This is a genomic window from Roseomonas sp. USHLN139 (assembly GCF_037145735.1).
Classification (GTDB): domain Bacteria; phylum Pseudomonadota; class Alphaproteobacteria; order Acetobacterales; family Acetobacteraceae; genus Pseudoroseomonas.
Window position 1 is genome coordinate 205,964 of sequence record NZ_JBBCWY010000003.1, and the last position, 17,071, is coordinate 223,034.

At 73.2% G+C, this 17,071-nt stretch carries 14 protein-coding genes; 4 read left to right on the forward strand and 10 right to left on the reverse strand.

Annotated features, from left to right (window positions below; translation table 11 throughout):
- Positions 1-24: 24 nt before the first annotated feature.
- Together WFI16_RS11450 and WFI16_RS11455 are read right to left on the reverse strand one after the other, a co-directional pair.
- A complete protein-coding gene (locus WFI16_RS11450; RefSeq protein WP_419897971.1) occupies positions 25-519 on the reverse strand; it encodes a hypothetical protein in 495 nt (164 codons plus the stop codon).
- Positions 516-1,013: a hypothetical protein gene (locus WFI16_RS11455; protein WP_419897972.1), complete on the reverse strand. Its 498-nt coding sequence runs from the start codon at positions 1,011-1,013 to the stop codon at positions 516-518. The genes WFI16_RS11450 and WFI16_RS11455 overlap by 4 nt, the downstream gene beginning before the upstream one ends.
- Before the next feature lie 168 nt (positions 1,014-1,181).
- On the opposite strand from WFI16_RS11455, the gene WFI16_RS11460 reads away from it, so the two are divergent.
- Positions 1,182-3,239, forward strand: coding sequence for a methyl-accepting chemotaxis protein (locus WFI16_RS11460; protein WP_419897973.1), 2,058 nt, complete (start codon positions 1,182-1,184; stop codon positions 3,237-3,239).
- 39 nt (positions 3,240-3,278) lie between these two features.
- Here the strand turns inward: WFI16_RS11460 and pcaB are convergent, their stop codons facing one another.
- The 7 genes from pcaB to WFI16_RS11495 form a co-directional block, all read right to left on the reverse strand.
- Positions 3,279-4,634, reverse strand: coding sequence for a 3-carboxy-cis,cis-muconate cycloisomerase (gene pcaB / locus WFI16_RS11465; protein ID WP_419897974.1), 1,356 nt, complete (start codon positions 4,632-4,634; stop codon positions 3,279-3,281).
- A 19-nt stretch (positions 4,635-4,653) separates the two neighbouring features.
- On the reverse strand, positions 4,654-5,811 hold the full coding sequence (gene pcaDC, locus WFI16_RS11470) for a bifunctional 3-oxoadipate enol-lactonase/4-carboxymuconolactone decarboxylase PcaDC (protein ID WP_419897975.1): 1,158 nt from the start codon (positions 5,809-5,811) through the stop codon (positions 4,654-4,656).
- 69 nt (positions 5,812-5,880) lie between these two features.
- On the reverse strand, positions 5,881-7,203 hold the full coding sequence (locus WFI16_RS11475) for a TRAP transporter large permease (protein WP_419897976.1): 1,323 nt from the start codon (positions 7,201-7,203) through the stop codon (positions 5,881-5,883).
- Complete coding sequence (locus tag WFI16_RS11480) at positions 7,200-7,688, reverse strand: TRAP transporter small permease (protein ID WP_419897977.1); 489 nt, start codon at positions 7,686-7,688, stop codon at positions 7,200-7,202. Before WFI16_RS11480 ends, WFI16_RS11475 begins: the two co-directional genes overlap by 4 nt.
- A complete protein-coding gene (locus tag WFI16_RS11485; protein WP_419897978.1) occupies positions 7,681-8,715 on the reverse strand; it encodes a TRAP transporter substrate-binding protein in 1,035 nt (344 codons plus the stop codon). Before WFI16_RS11485 ends, WFI16_RS11480 begins: the two co-directional genes overlap by 8 nt.
- A gap of 85 nt (positions 8,716-8,800) precedes the next feature.
- Complete coding sequence (locus tag WFI16_RS11490) at positions 8,801-9,634, reverse strand: ABC transporter permease (protein WP_419897979.1); 834 nt, start codon at positions 9,632-9,634, stop codon at positions 8,801-8,803.
- Positions 9,624-10,433, reverse strand: a complete 810-nt coding sequence (locus WFI16_RS11495) for an ABC transporter ATP-binding protein (protein ID WP_419897980.1) — start codon at positions 10,431-10,433, stop codon at positions 9,624-9,626. Before WFI16_RS11495 ends, WFI16_RS11490 begins: the two co-directional genes overlap by 11 nt.
- Before the next feature lie 173 nt (positions 10,434-10,606).
- Here WFI16_RS11495 and WFI16_RS11500 point away from each other — a divergent pair, with 173 nt between their 5' ends.
- Complete coding sequence (locus tag WFI16_RS11500; RefSeq protein WP_419897981.1) at positions 10,607-12,055, forward strand: NAD(P)H-hydrate dehydratase; 1,449 nt, start codon at positions 10,607-10,609, stop codon at positions 12,053-12,055.
- Between the two features lie 77 nt (positions 12,056-12,132).
- Positions 12,133-13,530 (forward strand): malonyl-CoA decarboxylase, encoded by a 1,398-nt coding sequence (locus WFI16_RS11505; RefSeq protein ID WP_419897982.1) that lies wholly within the window; start codon positions 12,133-12,135, stop codon positions 13,528-13,530.
- A gap of 39 nt (positions 13,531-13,569) precedes the next feature.
- Here WFI16_RS11505 and WFI16_RS11510 read toward each other — a convergent pair whose 3' ends face one another.
- Positions 13,570-14,349 carry an EAL domain-containing protein gene (locus WFI16_RS11510; RefSeq protein WP_419897983.1) on the reverse strand — a complete coding sequence of 260 codons (780 nt, stop codon included), beginning with the start codon at positions 14,347-14,349 and terminating at the stop codon, positions 13,570-13,572.
- Between the two features lie 263 nt (positions 14,350-14,612).
- Between WFI16_RS11510 and WFI16_RS11515 the strand changes: the two genes are divergently transcribed.
- Positions 14,613-17,015, forward strand: a complete 2,403-nt coding sequence (locus WFI16_RS11515; protein WP_419897984.1) for a 1-deoxy-D-xylulose-5-phosphate synthase N-terminal domain-containing protein — start codon at positions 14,613-14,615, stop codon at positions 17,013-17,015.
- Positions 17,016-17,071 lie beyond the last annotated feature (56 nt).

Sequence of the window (17,071 nt, forward strand, 5' to 3'; positions counted from 1 at the left end):
CACCCCGGACCCCGCCATCAGTGGTTACTGCAGATAGCCCCAGCGCGCGGTTGCCGGCTCGGCGCTGGCCCAGCGCCAGCCGGCCGGGCTGCGGCAGGCGGTGGCCAGGAAGATGCCTTCCGGCGGCTTCTCCGGCTTGTCGACGACAGAGAAAAGTATCTCGCGGCACTGGGTCAGCGGGGTGTCGATGACGCGGGTCACCTCCAGCTGGCCCTGCTGGTCGCGCCAGCCGAAGGGCAGTTCGTGCTTGACCTGCCAGGGCCGCGGCGCGTTCAGCGGCAGCGTGCTGGCGGCCTCGGCGATGGCGGTCTGCTCCTCGTTCTGCAACCCGCGCATCCAGCGCGCCAGCGCCGCATCGGCCGCCGCGCGCACGCCAACGCCGACGGCATAGCCCACCGCCGGATTCGAGGTGATGGTGCCGGTGGCCGCGCCGCTGAGGCCGCCGGCGATGCCGCCGGCCAGCTCGCATCCGGCCAGCAGCGGCGCCAGCAGCAGCAGCGCCGCGGCGCGCCGCCTCACTGCAGGGCGCCCCAGCGCGCGGTCGCGGGCTCGGCGCTGGCCCATTTCCAGCGCTCGCCGTTGCGGCAGATGATGGCGGTGAAGAACTCGGTCTCGACCGGCTTGTCGGTCTCGATCGAGAAGACGATCTCGCGGCAGGCGATGCCGAGGCCGCCGATCTCGCGCGACACGGTGACCTGGCCGGCCGGGTCGCCAACCGGCAGGCTGTGCTTGACCTGCCAGCGGGCGACGGCGCCGGGGCGCAGCGGCCCGGCGGCATTGGCGATGCCGTCCTGCTCGGCCGCCTGCAGCCGGCGGCGGGTATAGTCCAGCCCGGCGCGGGCGGCGGAGAGCACGCCGACGCCGATGCCGGCGGTCACTGCGGTGTCGCGGGTGACGGCGCTGGCGAGCGCCGCGCCGCTCAGGCCGGCGACCTCGGCCGAGCCTTCGGTGACCAGCGCGGCGCAGCTGGGCAGGGTGGTCAAGGCTGCCAGCAGCAGCAGGGCCGGCTTCATCCTCGGGCGTCCTCCTCGTGCCTTGCGCGGTGCTCTTCGCATAGCGCGACAGTTACGAGGGGTCTAATCCCGGTCACGTCATCGAAACTTCATTGCGGCGCAGCAAAGCCCGCGCACGTGGTTAATATACCTTTTGGTATCCGGCCCGGGATTGGCTGGGAGAACCCGATGACCATCCGCACTCGTCTGCTCGCCGCGCTGCTGCTGATCGGCGGGCTGACCGCGGCGCTGGCCTCCTGGCTGGCGGCCGGGGCCTGGGCGGATGTGCAGGGCGCGCGCCGGGTGGAGGCCGCGGCCGCCACCCTGGCCCGCCTCGCCGCCGCCCGCCAGGCGGTGGTGGAGGAGGCGGCGCGGCTGACCGACATCGCCATCGCCGCGCCGGGGGCGGCCGACCAGGCTACGCAGGAGGGGCTGCAGGCGGCTGCCGAGGCCAGCCGCAGCGCGGTGCGGCGCCTGCCGGGGGCGGCGGCGCAGGCCGATGCCACGCTCGCGGCGCTGCGCGGCCCGCTGCTGCAGGCCGCCCGCCTCCCGCGCGACGAGCGCGAGCGTGCTGTCGCCGACGAGTTGGCCCAGGCGCTGGCCGCGACCTTGGGCCAGCTGCGCCAGGCGGCGGCGACCCTGTCGCGCGAGGCCGCGGCGGGCGCCCCGGCGGCGGCGGCGGCGCTCGGCATGGCCGAGGAATCGCAGACCCTGTTCGAGCTGATGAGCGAGCGCTCGATGACCCTGTCGCAGGGCATCGCCGGCGGCGCGCTGGGCTATGACAAGGCGGTGGCGGCCACCGCCCTGGGCGGCCGCGTCGCCGAGGCCTGGTCGCGGCTGCAGGCCGCCGCCGGCGAGGCCGGGCTGGGCGCCCCGGTGCTGGCGGGGGCGGCGGCAAGGCTGGCCGAGGGGCTGATGAACGAGGGCGAGCGCAGCTTCGCCGAGCTGGTCGCCGCCGCCCGCGACGGGCTGCCGGCGCCGATGAGTTATGCCCAGTTCCGCGACTGGACCGGCCCGACCATCGCCGCGGCGCTGGCCCCGCGCGACCTGGCGCTGGCCGAGGCGCGCCGCCTTTCCGACGCGCTGGCCGCCGCGGCGCAGCGCCGGCTGGTGATGGCCGGGGGCGCGATCCTGCTGACCGCGCTGGCGGTGGCGCTGGCCGCCCTGCTGCTGGTGCTGCGCGTCGCGCGGCCGCTGCACGCCCTGACCGAGGCGGTGGGACGCATCGCCCGGGGCGAGCTCGACACGCCGCTGCCCGGCGACGGCGCGGCGCGGGCGCGCAACACCCGCGACGAGATCGCCGGCATGGCCGAGGCGCTGCGTCAGCTGCGCGCCGAGGCGGTGACGGCGCGCCGCCTCTCGGCCGAGGCCGCCGCCGAGCAGGCGGCCCGCATCCGCCGCGGCCAGCGGCTGGAGGCGCTGCTGGCCGGCTTCGAGGCGGATATCGCCAGCGGGCTGCAGGCGGTGGCGGAGGCGGCGCAGCGGCTGGACGGCACCGCCCTCGGCGTCACCGGCACGGCGGCGGAGGGGGCACGGGCCGCCCTGGCCGCCGCCGGCGCCAGCCAGGGGGCGAGCGGGCATATCGGCGCCGTCGCCGCCTCGGCCGAGGAGCTGGCGGGCTCGATCGACGCGGTGGCGCGCGAGGTGAGCGCCTCGGCCGGGGCGGCGGCGCGCGCGGCCGGGCTGGTGCGCGCCGCCGAAGCCGAGGTGCAAAGCCTGGCCGGGGCGGCCGAGGCGGTGACGCCGGTGCTCGGCCTGATCGACGCCATCGCCCGGCAGACCAATCTGCTGGCCCTGAATGCCACCATCGAGGCGGCGCGCGCGGGCGAGGCGGGCCGCGGCTTCGCCGTCGTGGCCGGCGAGGTGAAGGCGCTGGCGCAGCAGACCGCGCAGGCGACCGAGCGGATCGTGGCGCAGGTCGATGCCATGCGCGCCGGCAGCGGCAGCGCGGTGCGCGCCATGGGCGCCATCGCCCAGGCGATGCAGGAGCTGGACGTCATCGCCGGCCAGGTCGCCGCCGCTACCGAGCAGCAATCCGCCGCCACCCGCGGCATCGCCGGCGCCGTCGCCCATGCCGCCGCCCAGGCGGAGGAGGCCAGCCTGCAGGCCGGCGGCACGCGCGCGCGGCTGGACGCGATGGGCAGCGCCTTCGCCGCGCTGCGCCAGGATGCCGGCCAGCTGGCCGGGCAGAGCAGCGCCATGCACGAGCGCACCGACCGTTTTCTCACCGCGGTGCGGGCCGCCTGATGCCCTGACGCCGCCAGCGGCGCCGGCCGCCGGCTCCGGTCAGCCCGGCAGCCGCGCCAGCACGCGGTCGATGAAGGCCTGGGTGCTGCCGAGATAGCCCGCCGGATCGGTCAGCCGGGCGATCGCGGCGGCGTCGAGTTTCTGCGTCACCGCCGGGTCGCGCGACAGCGCCTCAGCCAGCGACACGCCCTCGGCCAGCGCGACGTCGCAGGCATGGTGGACCGCGTCATGCGCCGGGCCGCGGCCGAGCTGCGGGGCGAGCCCCATCATCACCGCCTCGGCGACGATCAGCCCGCCGGTGGAATCGAGGTTGCGGCGCATCCGGGCGGCATCCACCGTCATGCCCTCGGCGATGGCGATCGCCTGGGCCAGCGCGCCATGCGCCAGGGTGAAGGCCTGCGGCAGGGCCAGCGGCTCGGCCTGCCAGGGGCCGGTGCCGCGCTCCTGGTCGACCGCCATGGCGCCCAGCATCTGCGGCACCAGCGCCTGCACGCCGCGCGCCTGGGCCAGGACGTATTCGCAGGCGATGGGGTTGCGCTTCTGCGGCATGGTCGACGACCCACCGCGGCCGGGGGCATGCGGCTCGAACACCTCCGCCACCTCGGTCTGCATCAGCAGCATCACGTCGGTGGCGAATTTTGCCAGCGCCCCGGTCAGCAGGCCGAGGAAGCAGACCGCCTCGGCCATGCCGTCACGCGCCACATGCCAGGGGGCGTCGGGCAGGGCGAGGCCGAGCTCCTCCGCCAGCGCCTCCGACACCGCCAGCCCCTGCTCGCCGAGCGAGGCCAGCGTGCCGACGGCGCCACCGAATTGCAGCTTCAGGACGCGCGGGCGCAGCTGGCGCAGCCGCTCGGCCATGCTGATCAGCGGCGACAGCCAGATCGCGCATTTATAGCCGAAGGTCACCGGCAGGGCGTGCTGCAGATGGGTGCGGCCGGCCATCACCAGGTCGCGGTGTTTTTCTGCCTGTGCCGCCAGCGCGCGGGTCAGCCGGTCGAGATCGTCCTCGATCAGGGCGAGGGCCGCGCGCAGCTGCAGCACGATGGCGCTGTCGATGATGTCCTGGGTGGTGGCGCCCCAATGCGTCCAGCGCCCGGCCTCGGCCCCCGCCAGGGCCGAGAGCTGCCTGACCAGCCCGACCACCGGATAGCCGGTGTTGCGGGTGGCGACCGCCAGGGCGGCGAGGTCCAGCTTCTCCGGCTGCTGCGCGGCGGCGCTGATGGCTTCTGCCGCCGCGGCCGGGATGATGCCGAGCCGCGCCTCGGCCCGCGCCAGCGCGCCCTCGACCTCCAGCATGCGGGCCAGGAAGGCGGCCTCGCCCATGATGCCGCGCATCGCCTCGGTGCCGTAGAGCGCCGAGAGCACCGGGCCGTCGGCGGGATTGACGGTGAACATGGGCAGCGGGCCTTTCAGCTCAGGCGGCTTCGTCGAGCAGGCGGTAGGTTTCCTTGGCCAGCTTCAGCGCGTGGTTGGCCAGCGGCACGCCGGCATAGGCGCCGACCTGCAGCAGCACCTCCGACAGCTCCTCCGGCGTCACCCCGGTCTGCCGGGTCGCCTTGACGTGCAGCACGAATTCCTCGTGCCGGCCGAGCGCGGCCATCATCGCCAGGGTCAGCAGGCTGCGGGTGTGCCGCGCCAGGCCCGGCCGGGTCCAGATCTGCCCCCAGACATTGCGCGTGATGTAGTCCTGGAAGGGCTGGTCGAGCGGCGTCACCGCCAGGCTGGCGCGGGCGACATGCGCCTCGCCGAGCACCGCCTTGCGGACCGCATAGCCGGCCTCAAGGAAATCCGCCGGCGGCCGCCACTGCGCGTCGAGATGGGCGAGCATCGCCGCCGTCAGCGCCCCGGCCGCCTCGTAGTTCGGGATGTGGCTGGCGCCTTCCAGCACCACCAGCTCCGCGCCGTCGAAGCGGGCGCGCACCGCCTCGGTGGCGGCGGGGGGCGCGGCCGGGTCGTGCTCGCCCCGGATCAGCGTCGCCGGCAGGGCGAAGCGCGCCGGCAGGTCGTCCGGCCCGGCATCGCGCAGCGCGGCGCCGGCGGCGGCATAGCCCTCGCGGTCGGTGCGCAGCAGCATGGCGCGCAGGCCCTGGCCGGCCGGCGTCTCGGGATGCGACACCCAGCGCGGCATCACGGCATCGGCCAGCACCTGCGTCCCCCCCGCCCGCACCGCGTCGATCCGCGCCTGCCAGGTGGCGGCGTCGGGATAGGCCAGCGCCGTGCCGACCAGGATCAGCGAGGCGACGCGTTCGGGGGCAAGGGCGGCCAGCTGCAGCGCGATCCGCCCGCCGATCGAGCAGCCGGCGACATGCGCGCAGGGGATGTCGAGCGCATCCAGCAGCGCCAGCGCGTCGGCCGCCAGCAGCGCCATCGAATAATCGCCCGGCGTGACGCCGGACAGGCCATGGCCGCGCAGATCCGGGCGGATGACGCGGAACCGGCGCGACAGCACCACCGCCTGCGGGTCCCAGATGTGCTGGGTGGTGCCGATGGAATGCAGCAGCAGCAGGGGCGGGGCCTCCTCCGGCCCCTCCACCACGCAATGCACCAGGTGATCGGCGATCTGGACGAACATGCTGAGCCTACCCCGAGAGTGTCCGGTCGGCCGCCGCCGCCTTCCCGGCGCGAGCTTAGCCTGATGCGGCTAGCCGAGCCAGCGCACCAGCAGCAGCGACAGCGCCGGGAAGGCGGCGCAGGTGAGCAGCCGCAGCAGGTCCATCGCCAGATAGGGCAGCACGCCGCGATAGATCCGCCCCATCGGCACGTCGCGCGCCAGCCCGGCGACGACGAAGACGTTCAGCCCGATCGGCGGCGCGGTCAGGCCGATGCCGACGACGATGAGGACCAGGACGCCGAACCAGATCGCCGTCTCCTCCGGCCCCAGGCCGAAATCGAGCGCGGTGACGACGGGGAAGAACACCGGCAGGGTCAGCAGGATCATCGCCAGCTCGTCCATCACCGCGCCCAGCACCAGGTAGCTGGCCAGCAGCAGCGCCAGCACGCCATAGGCCGGCAGCGACTGCTCGGCGATCCACAGCGCCAGCAGGTCGGGCGCCTGGGTCAGCGCCAGGAAGGCATTGAACACCTCGGCGCCGAGCAGGATGGCGAAGATCATCGCCGTGGTCTCGGCGGTGCCGCGCAGCGCGGCGACGAGGCCGGCCAGTCCCAGGCTGCGCCGGGCCAGCGCCACCGCCAGCGTCGCCATCACGCCGACGGCCGCGCTTTCGGTCGGCGTGAAGATGCCGCCATAGATGCCGCCGATGACGGCGACGGCGATCGACAGCACCGGCAGCACCCGCAGCAGCGCCTGTCGTTTCTCGGCGCCCGACATGGCCGGCGCCGGCGGCATCAGGTCGGGCCGCAGCCGCGCCTGGATCATGATGGCGATGACATACGACAGCGTCGCCAGCAGGCCGGGGATCAGGGCGGCCATGAACAGCTTGGCGATGTTCTGCTCGGTGCTGATGGCATAGACCACCAGGATGACGCTGGGCGGGATCAGAATGCCGAGCGTGCCCCCCACCGCGATGGTGCCGGTCGCCAGGCCGGGCGCATAGCCGTAGCGGCGCAGCTCCGGCAGGGCGGCGCGGGCGAAGGTGGCGGTGGTGGCGACCGAGGAGCCGCAGACCGCGCCGAAGGCGGCGCAGGCGCCGATCACGCCGATCGCCAGCCCGCCGCGCCGGGTACCGACCAGCGCCTGGGCGGCGGTGAACAGGTCGCGCGCCAGCCCGCCGCGCTCGGCGATCGCGCCCATCAGGATGAACAGCGGGATCACCGACAGGGTGTAGCTGGCGAAGAGGTGGTAGGGGGTGGCCTTCAGGTAGTTCAGCAGCACGTCGAGGCCGACGATCTGCTGGTAGCCGACCGCGCCGACCAGCAGCATGGCCAGCCCGACCGGCGCGCGCAGCACGATCAGCAGCAGCATGGCGCCGAAGCCGAGCCCGGCCTGCAGGAATTCCTCGCTCATCCGGCGCGGCCCTGCAGCAGCCGTTGCGCGGCGAGCCCGGCGGCCAGCGCGGTCGCCAGGAAGCCCAGCGCGCCGAGCCCGATGCCCGGCCAGATCGGCACCGAGAGCACCATGCTGCGGGTGTCGCTGGCGTAGGAGTCCAGCGTGCCCAGCGCCATGCGCCAGGCCAGGGCGAGCGCCACCAGCCCCCAGACGAGGTTCCAGAAAGCGTCGATCGCCGCCTGGAGGCGCGGCGGCAGCCAGGTGGTGAAGCTGTCGACCAGGATGTGGCTGCCGGCCAGCGTGCCATGCGCCAGGAAGCCGAAGACGGCGATGCCGGCGCCCATCTGCACCAGCTCGAAATCGCCCGGCACCGGATGGCCGGTCAGCCAGCGCCGCAGCACGCTGGCGGTGGTCAGCAGCGCGATGGCCAGCAGCAGCAGGCTGCCGCCCAGCATCAGCGTGGCGGCGAGGCGGGCTGCCGGCCCGCGCGGCTGGTCAGGCATGCCGGGCGAAGCTGGCGCGGGCGTCGTTCAGCAGCGCCGCGGCGTCGAAGCCGCGATCCTTGCCCTGGGCCAGCCAGGCCTCGGTCACCGGCCGGCAGGCGTCGCGCCAGCGGGCGACTTCCTCCGGCGCCAGCTCGATCATGGTGTTGCCGCGGCGGCGGACCATCTCCGAGACCGTCACGCCCTGCTCGTCCAGCATGGCGCCGACCAGGCTGGCGGCGGCCTCCCCCGACTGCGCGTCGAGCACGGCGCGCAGATCGGCCGGCAGCGCTTGGTACTTCGCCTTGTTCATCGCCAGCACGTTGGAGGCCGTGTAGAAGGTCGGGCTGCCGGGGAAGGCGGTGTGGTTGCGCACCAGCTCCTGCAGCTTGAGCGAGGGCACCACCTCCCAGGGCAGCACGGTGCCGTCGAGCACACCCTGGCTCAGCGCCTCGGGCACCTGCGGCACCGGCATGCCGACCGGCGCGGCGCCGAGCGCGCGCAGCGCCTCGCCGGCTTGCCGCGTCGGGAAGCGCAGCTTCATGCCCTGCAGGTCGGCCAGTTGCCGGACCGGGCGCCTTGCATGGATCAGCCCGCCATCATGCGACCAGAAGCAGAGCGGATGCACCTCCCCGAACTCGGCGGCGAGGTGTTTCTGGGCGAATTCCTGGGTGACCTTCGCGTTCACCAGCCCGCTGCGGCTGGCGATGAAGGGCAGCTCCAGCACCTCGATGCGCGGGAAGCGGCCGGGGGTGTAGCCGGGCAGGGTCCAGGCGATGTCGGCGACGCCGTCGCGCGCCTGGTCGAACAGCTGCGGCGGCGCGCCGCCCAGCTGCATCGCCGGGAAGATGCGGATCTTCAGCCGGCCGTTCGACGCCTCCTCCACCTTGCGCGACCAGGGGAGGAGGAAATTGCGGTGGACGTTGGAGACGGCGGGCAGGAAGTGGTGCAGCCGCAGCGTCACCTCCTCGGCCCGGGCGCCGCGGGGCAGCAGGGCCGGCGCCGCGAGGCCCGCGGCCAGCCCGAGCAGATGGCGACGTTGCACCATGATCCGTTCCTCCCTGGGAAGCATCTGCTTAGCCCGTGCTGCGGGCGGCCCGCAACAATCCAGCCGCCGGAGGCGAGGGGCCCGGCTAGATCGGGCCCTGCTGCCCGCGCATCGCCCAGCCGGTGGTGCGCGCCTCGATGGCGGCGGCCACGACATACATGGCGACCCCCATCGCCGCGGTGACCAGCAGGCCGGCGAAGACCAGCGGCACGTCGAAGCGGCTGCTGGCCAGCATCATCAGCTGGCCGATGCCGCTGTTGGCGGCGACCGTCTCGGCCAGGATGGAGCCGACGAAGGCCACCGTGATGGCGATCTTCAGCGAGGCGAAGAAATAGGGCATGGCCCGCGGCAGCCCCACCTTCCGGATGATGTCGATGGGCCGGGCGCCGAGCGCCCGCAGCACGTCGCGCAGCTCCGGCTCCACCGTCGCGATCCCCGTCGCGACGTTGACGACGATGGGGAAAAAACTGATCAGGAAAGCGGTGATGATGGCGGGCACGGTGCCGATGCCGAACCAGATCACCAGCACCGGCACCACGGCGACCTTGGGCACCGAGTTGAAGCCGATCAGCAGCGGATAGAGCCCGTGATACAGCAGCGTCGAGCTGCCGATCGCGACCCCCAGCGCCAGGCCGAAGACGATGGCCAGCGCGAAGCCGGCCAGCGTCGTCATCAGCGTCTGCCCGGCATTCTCCAGCAGCGGCTGCCACCATTGCAGCATGCTGCCGAAGATCACGCTCGGCGCCGGCAGGATGAAGGGATCGATGCGGAACAGCCGCACCACCCCCTCCCACAGCAGGAAGGCGGCCAGCACCACCAGCCAGGGCAGCACCCGCTGCAGCCGGCGGCGGCGGCGGGCGCGCGCCACCATCGTCGCGACGCGCCGGGCATTGGCGGCGCCCTTCTGCTCAGCCGACATGGGCCACCTCCTCGCCGTGCCGCGCCGCGCTGATCTCGGCGCGCAGCCGGTGCTGCAGCGCCTGGAACTCGGCGCCATAGGTGTCCTCCAGCCGGCGCGGGCGCGGGAAGGGGACGGTGTGGTCGGCGATGATCCGCCCCGGCCGCGCCGACATCACCAGCACCCGGTCGGCCAGGAAGGCGGCCTCCTTCAGGTCGTGGGTGACCAGGATGACGCTGGGCTTCAGGTCGGCGCAGAGATCCTGCAGCTGCACCCAGAGATCCTCGCGGGTGAAGATGTCGAGCGCGCCGAAGGGCTCGTCCAGCATCAGCAGCTTGGGGTCGTGGATCAGCGCGCGGCACAGGCTGGCGCGCTGCTGCATGCCGCCCGACAGCTGGTGCGGGAATTTCTTCTCAAATCCCGACAGGCCGACCAGGGACAGCAGGTGGCGGGCCTTGGCCTCATAGGTCGCGCGCTCGGCGCGCAGGCGGCGGCGATGCGGCTCCACCACCTCGAGCGGCAGCATCACATTGTCCAGGATGCTGCGCCAGGGCAGCAAGGTCGGGTTCTGGAAGGCCATGCCGACCGAGGAAAGCGGCCCGTCCACCTCGCGCCCCTCGACGGTGACGCTGCCGGCGGTCGACGGCCACAGCCCGCTGACCAGCTTCATCAGCGTCGACTTGCCGCAGCCCGAGGGGCCGACCACGGCCACGAACTCGCCCCGCGCCAGGCTCAGGCTGGTGTGCTGCAGGGCGAGCGTGCCCTCCGCCCCGCCATAGCGCATGGCGACATCCTCGATCTCGACGAATTTCTCTTCCAATGGTCGGCATCCCCGGCGGCGGGGCCCCCTTTGCCAGGAAATGCCCCGCCGCCGCGAGAGGCGATTGCGCGGGGCTGCATGCTTTTCGTCACATTTCTCCCGCCCGCATTGCGGCAACGCCGGCGGCGCGCCGGGCGTTCCGCCCGCGGATGCCCTGCACTAGCCTCGCGGCCATGAACCGTCTCGCCCTGCTCACCCCGGAAGAAATGGGCCGCGCCGATGCCGCCGCGCTCGCTGGCGGCTGCTCCGGCGAGGCGCTGATGCTGGCCGCCGGCCGCGCCGTCGCCGAAGCCATCCGCCGGCGCTTCCGGCCCTGCCGCACCGTGGTGCTGGCCGGCCCCGGCAACAATGGCGGCGACGGCTATGTGCTGGCGCGGCTGCTGGAGCAGGCGGGCTGGCCGGTCGCCGTCGCGCCGCTCGCCCCGCCGCGGCCGGGCAGCGATGCGGCCGCCGCCGCCGCCCGCTGGCGCGGCCCGATTCTGCCCTTTGCCGCCGCGGAGGTCGGGCGGGCCGCGCTGGTGGTTGATGCGCTGTTCGGCGCCGGCCTGTCGCGGCCGCTCCCGCCGCCGGTCGTGGACCTGCTGCAGGCGGTGCGCGCGCCGCTGGTGGCCGTCGACATCCCTTCCGGCGTCGATGGCGGCACCGGCGCGATCCTCGGCCATGCCCCGCAGGCGGCGCTGACCGTCACCTTCTTCCGCCGCAAGCCGGGCCACCTGCTGCTGCCCGGGCGCGACCGCTGCGGCGAGACGGTTCTCGCCGGGATCGGCCTGCCCGATGGCGTGCTGGAGGCGATCGGGCCGCGCGCCTTCCACAACGCGCCCGGCCTGTGGCGGCCGCCGCTGCGCGGCAGCGACAGCCACAAATTCAGCCGGGGCCATGTCACGATTCCCTGCGGCGCGGCGCTGCCCGGCGCGGCGCGGCTGGCGGCGGGGGCGGCGCGGCGGGCCGGCGCCGGGCTGGTCAGCCTGGCAACCGACGATCCGGGCACCGCGGCCGTGCTGCGGGGCGGCGAGCCCGGGCTGATGGTCACGACCGAGGCGGTGGCGATCCTGCTGCAGGACCGCCGCCGTAATCCCTGGCTGCTTGGCCCCGGCCTGCCGCCCGATGATGCGACCCGCGCCCTGCTGCGCCGGGTGATCGAGGCCGGCCGCGCCGTGGTCGCCGATGGCGGGGCGCTGACCGCCTGTGCCGGCGATCCCGCGGCGCTGCGCGGCGCCGCCCTCCTGACGCCGCATGCCGGCGAATTCGCCCGCGTCTTCGGCGAGGCCGGGTCCGACCGGCTGGCGGCGGCGCGCCGCGCGGCGGAATCGACCGGCGCCGTCATCATTCTGAAAGGCTCCGACAGCATCATCGCCGCACCCGACGGACGGGCGGCGATCAACGACAACGCGCCGGCGGCGCTGGCCACCGCCGGCAGCGGCGACGTGCTGGCGGGGCTGGCGGCGGGGCTGCTGGGGCAGGGCATGGCGCCGTTCGAGGCGGCCTGCGCCGCCGTCTGGCTGCATGGCGACGCCGCGCGGCGGGCGCTGGGCGGCCGGCCCGGAGGCGCGCCGCTGCTGCCCGAGGATCTCTTTCCGGAAATCGGAAAAAGCCTTGCCTCGGCCCTTCCCAGCGGCCCCTAGGCTGGGGCAAGCTGCTCACCATATGTTTCTGCGGATTTCACTCCCGGCCCGCTGCCGGGAGCGCTGAAGGAGGCACCATGTCCGACATCGCCGTGGCGGAAGCCGGCCTGTTCGATCGCGCCCTGAAGCGCGTCGCCCTGCTCTGGCGCGACATGGCCTCCTCCGTCTCCTCGCCGGCGGAGGATGCCAGCTGGGAAGCGCGGATGCGCGCCTGCCTGGAGGCGCGCGGCGGCGAGATCTCGGCCCGTGCCCGCGCCGCCGGCCTGGCGCAATCCTATACCACGCTGGACGAGGCCGGCCGCATGGCCTTCTTCCAGGCGCTGGCCGGCTTCGACTCCGATCCGGCGGCGGTGGAAGCCGCGATGCGCGAGGTCAGCGCCGCCCCCGACACGGCGGCGCGCGCGGCGGCGAAAGCCAAGCTGCGCCGCACGCTGGAGCCGCCGCGGCTGCGGCTGCTGACCCAGCTGACCACCATCCCCGACGGCGTGAAGTTCCTGGTCGACCTGCGCGCCGACCTGCTGCGCGGCATGGGGCGCGACCCGATGCTGCAGGCGCTCGACGCCGATCTGCGCGGGCTGCTGGCCAGCTGGTTCGACCTCGGCTTCCTGGAGCTCCGCCGCATCGACTGGCAGTCGCCCGCCGCCCTGCTGGAGAAGCTGGTCGGCTACGAGGCGGTGCACCGCATCCGCACCTGGCGCGACCTGAAAAACCGGCTGGATTCCGACCGCCGCTGCTATGCCTTCTTCCATCCGCGCATGCCGGAGGAGCCGCTGATCTTCGTCGAGGTGGCGCTGGTCCAGGGCCTCTCCGGCTCGGTGCAGACCCTGCTGGACGAGCGCGCGCCGGTGCAGGACCCGCGCGCCGCCGACACCGCCATCTTCTACTCGATCAACAACTGCCAGCGCGGGCTGGACGGTATTTCCTTCGGCAATTTCCTGATCAAGCGGGTGGTGGCCCTGCTGTCGGAGGAGCTGCCGAAGCTGAAGACCTTCTCCACGTTGTCGCCGATCCCGGGCTTCCGCCGCTGGCTGGAGGAAGCGCTGATCGAGTCCGATCCGAAGCTGCTGACCGAGGAAGAGAACAAGCTGCTGACCGAGGCCTCGGGCCTGGCCGATGGCGCCGCGGCGCTGCGGGCGCTGCTGGCCAACCGCCGCCCGCTGGCGGAGAGCTGGTGCGCCAAGGCCGAGCCGGTGCTGACCCGGCTCTGCGCCCGCTACCTGGTGCTGGAGACCGGCCGCGGCGGCCGCCGTGCGCGCGATCCGGTGGGGCATTTCCACCTGTCCAACGGCGCCCGGGTCGAGCGCATCTGCTGGCGCGGCGACATCTCGGAGAAGGGCATCCGCGAGAGCCTCGGCTTCATGGTCAACTATCTCTACGATCCCGCGAAGATCGAGGACTACCACGAGGCCTATGTCGGCGAGGGCAGCCGTGCCGCGCCGACGGCGCTGCGCAAGCTGGCCCGCAGCGGGGCTTAGGACGGGCCGTCAGGACTCGGGCCGTCAGGACTGGGGCCCTCAGGACTGGGGCGGCAGCACCGGCACGGGCAGCTGCTCGAAGCCGGGCCGCCCCAGCAGGTAGCCCTGGAACAGCGTGACGCCGAGCTGCCGCAGCATGCGGAACTCGGCTTCCGTCTCCACCCCCTCGGCGACCACGGCGCAGCCGAGCTCGGCGCAGAGCGCGGCGGTATGGCGGATGATGATCTGGCGCGGCCGGTCATGGTCCACGCCGCGGATCAGTGCCATGTCAAGCTTCACCGTGTCGGGCTGGAACTCGGCCAGCAGGCTCAGGCCGGAGTGGCCGGCGCCGAAATCGTCGATCGCGGTGCGGAAGCCCATGGCGCGGTAGCTGGCCAGGATGCGCAGCAGGTGGCCTGGATCCTCCATGGCCTCGTTCTCGGTGAACTCGAAGATCAGCCGCTCGCGCGGCAGGCCGACCCGCTGGGCCGCTTCCAGGCTGGCACGGATGCAGGCGCGCGGCTCATAGACCGCGTTGGGCATGAAGTTGATCGACAGGGCCGCCGGCGTCGCCAGCAGCCCGAGCCGGGTCGCCAGGGTGATGGCCGTGGTGCGGCACTGCTGGTCGAAGCCATAGCGGTTGTCGGCCGAGATCTGCCCCAGGACGCTGGCGGCACTCTCGCCGGCGGGCCCGCGCACCAGGGCTTCATAGGCGTAGAGGCCGTGGCCGGAGGGGTCACAGCGCAGGATCGGCTGGAAGGCCATCGACAGGGCGGGAGCGGCCGGTGCCGCCGCGCCGCAGCCCTGGCAGCCGCGCGGGCGGGAATCAGGCTCGGGCATGCGTCAGGCTCCTGTCGGGGCGCTGCTTCTGCACCCAAGTCATTACCTGTTTCCTTCTCTTAAGATAAGCGGGTTCTTAAGATAAGCCCGCCGGCTCCGGTTGCGCCGCTGGGCTGAGCTCGCCGTGCGGCTGCCGCGGGGCTGGGCTGCGCGGCCGGGCGGCGCCTGCTGGGCACTGGCGGTGGGCGCCCGTTCCGGTCCACCATGGACGCGTCCAAGGAATGTCGCGAGCCAGGGGGGCGAACCCCCGGGGAGAGAAGCCGATGAACGCCACGCCCGACCCGCGCGGCCTGCGCGCCGAAACCGGTGCCGCCCTGGAGCCCGAGCGTCGCCTGGCCCTGCTCAAGGCGCTGGAAAAGAAGCTGCTCTGGCTCTCCGCCTGGACCATCCACAATGCCAATCACATCCGTCCCAATCGCGACGGGCTGAAGGTGGGCGGGCATCAGGCCTCCTCCGCCTCGGTCGCCGCCATCATGACGGCCTTGTATTTCGATATTCTGCGTCCCGAGGACCGTGTCGCGGTCAAGCCGCATGCCGGGCCGGTGTTCCACGCGGTCAACTACCTGCTGGGGCGGCAGGAGCGGGAAAAACTGGCGACGCTGCGGCAGTTCGGCGGCATCCAGCCCTATCCCAGCCGGGTCAAGGACGGGGCGGAGGTGGATTTCTCCACCGGCTCGGTGGGCCTCGGCGTCGCGCTGACCAGCTTCGCCGCCCTGGTGCAGGACTATGTCCATCTGCAGGGCCTGACGCGGCCCGGGATGCAGCGGGGGCGCCATGTCGCCATCGTCGGCGATGCCGAGCTCGACGAGGGCAATATCTACGAGGCCCTGCTGGAAGGCTGGAAGCACGACATCCGCGATGTCTGGTGGGTGATCGACTACAACCGGCAGAGCCTGGACAGCGTCGTCCCCGACCGGCTCTTCGGCCGGATCGAGGGGCTGTTCCGCGACATGGGCTGGAACGTCGTCACCCTGAAATACGGCCGCAAGCTGGAGGCCGCCTTCGCCCGGCCCGATGGCGAGCATCTGCGCCGCTGGATCGACGACTGCCCGAACAGCCTCTATTCGGCGCTGACCTTCCAGGGGGGCGCCGCCTGGCGCGCCGCCCTGCTGGCCGAGCTCGGCCGCATTCCCGGCATCCGCGCCATCATCGACCCGCTCGACGATGCCGAGCTGGGCGCGCTGATGACCAATCTTGGCGGCCATGACATCGAGACGCTGACCGAGCAGTTCCGCGCCCAGGAGGCCGCCGGCGACCAGCCGACCTGCTTCATCGCCTATACGGTCAAGGGCATGGGCCTGCCCTTCGCCGGCCACAAGGACAACCATGCCGGGCTGATGACCCGCGAGCAGATGGATTCCTTCCGGATCGAGCAGAACATCCGCGAGGGCCATGAATGGGACCTGTTCGAGGGGCTGGACATCCCCGAGGCCGAGCTGCGCGACTTCCTGCAGAACGTCCCCTTCGCCCGGAAGCTGACGCCGGAGGGCCGCTGCCTCTCGGCCGAGCCGGTGCCGGTGCCCGCCACCCTGCCGGCGCCGCGGCTGGCGCCGAACCGCATGGCCTCCACCCAGTCCGGCTTCGGCGAGATGCTGGCCGAGATCGGCCGCGGCAACCGCGAGCTGGCGCCGCTCGCCAGCCGCATCGTCACCACCAGCCCGGACGTCACCGTCTCGACCAGCCTCGGCCCCTGGGTGAACCGGCGCGGCATTTTCGACCGCCACCTGAAGAACGACGTGTTCCGCGATGCCAAGCTGGCCAGCGCCCAGCGCTGGGGCATGTCGCCCAAGGGCCAGCATGTGGAACTCGGCATCGCCGAGCAGAATCTTTTCCTCGTCCTCGGCGCGCTGGGGCTGGCGGACCGGATGCATGGGGCGCGGCTGCTGCCGGTGGGGACTGTCTATGATCCCTTCGTCAACCGCGGCCTCGATGCGCTGATCTATGCCTGCTACCAGGATGCGCGCTTCCTGCTGGTCTCGACGCCCTCCGGCCTGACCCTGGCCCCCGAGGGCGGCCAGCACCAGAGCAGCAACACGCCGCTGCTCGGCATCGCCCAGGACCGGCTGGTGGCCTATGAGCCGGCGCATCTGGACGAGCTGGCCATCCTGCTGCGCCACGCCTTCCACCACATGCAGCAGCCGGATGGCTCGGCGGTCTGGCTGCGGCTGTCGACCCGCAGCATCGCCCAGCCCGAGCGGCAGCTCGACCCGGCGGCGGTGATCGAGGGCGGCTACTGGGCCGTGCCGCCGGCGGAGGGCGCCCGCATCGCCATCGCCTATCAGGGACCGGTGGCGCCCGAAGCCATGGCCGCCTTCGCGATGCTGCAGGAAGAGGAGCCCGGCGCCGGGCTGCTGGCCATCACCAGCCCCGACCGCCTGCAGGCCGGCTGGCTGGCCTCGCGCCGCACCGCGCGGCGTGGCCCCGGCGTGGCGCCCTCGGCGATCGAGCGGCTGCTGGCGCCGCTGGCCACGGACGCGGCCATCGTCTCCATCCTCGACGGCCATCCGGCGGCACATGGCTGGATCGGCGGCGTGCGCGGGCATCGCATGGTGCCGCTCGGCGTCGACCGCTTCGGCCAGGCCGGCGACATCCCCGATCTCTACCGCGAATACGGGCTGGATGCGGATGCCATCCTGGATGCCTGCGCCCAGGCGCTGCTGGGCTGAGGCAAAAACGAGACGGTTTTCCAGTTATTCAGCGTTAACACTGCTGCGGCATCACC

Coding starts and splice junctions, on each gene's coding strand:
- WFI16_RS11455 (WP_419897972.1), bottom strand. CDS start 1,013: ATGAAGCCGGCCCTGCTGCTGCTGGCAGCCTTGACCACCCTGCCCAGC.
- WFI16_RS11460 (WP_419897973.1), top strand. CDS start 1,182: ATGACCATCCGCACTCGTCTGCTCGCCGCGCTGCTGCTGATCGGCGGG.
- pcaB (WP_419897974.1), bottom strand. CDS start 4,634: ATGTTCACCGTCAATCCCGCCGACGGCCCGGTGCTCTCGGCGCTCTAC.
- pcaDC (WP_419897975.1), bottom strand. CDS start 5,811: ATGTTCGTCCAGATCGCCGATCACCTGGTGCATTGCGTGGTGGAGGGG.
- WFI16_RS11475 (WP_419897976.1), bottom strand. CDS start 7,203: ATGAGCGAGGAATTCCTGCAGGCCGGGCTCGGCTTCGGCGCCATGCTG.
- WFI16_RS11480 (WP_419897977.1), bottom strand. CDS start 7,688: ATGCCTGACCAGCCGCGCGGGCCGGCAGCCCGCCTCGCCGCCACGCTG.
- WFI16_RS11485 (WP_419897978.1), bottom strand. CDS start 8,715: ATGGTGCAACGTCGCCATCTGCTCGGGCTGGCCGCGGGCCTCGCGGCG.
- WFI16_RS11490 (WP_419897979.1), bottom strand. CDS start 9,634: ATGTCGGCTGAGCAGAAGGGCGCCGCCAATGCCCGGCGCGTCGCGACG.
- WFI16_RS11500 (WP_419897981.1), top strand. CDS start 10,607: ATGAACCGTCTCGCCCTGCTCACCCCGGAAGAAATGGGCCGCGCCGAT.
- WFI16_RS11505 (WP_419897982.1), top strand. CDS start 12,133: ATGTCCGACATCGCCGTGGCGGAAGCCGGCCTGTTCGATCGCGCCCTG.
- WFI16_RS11510 (WP_419897983.1), bottom strand. CDS start 14,349: ATGCCCGAGCCTGATTCCCGCCCGCGCGGCTGCCAGGGCTGCGGCGCG.
- WFI16_RS11515 (WP_419897984.1), top strand. CDS start 14,613: ATGAACGCCACGCCCGACCCGCGCGGCCTGCGCGCCGAAACCGGTGCC.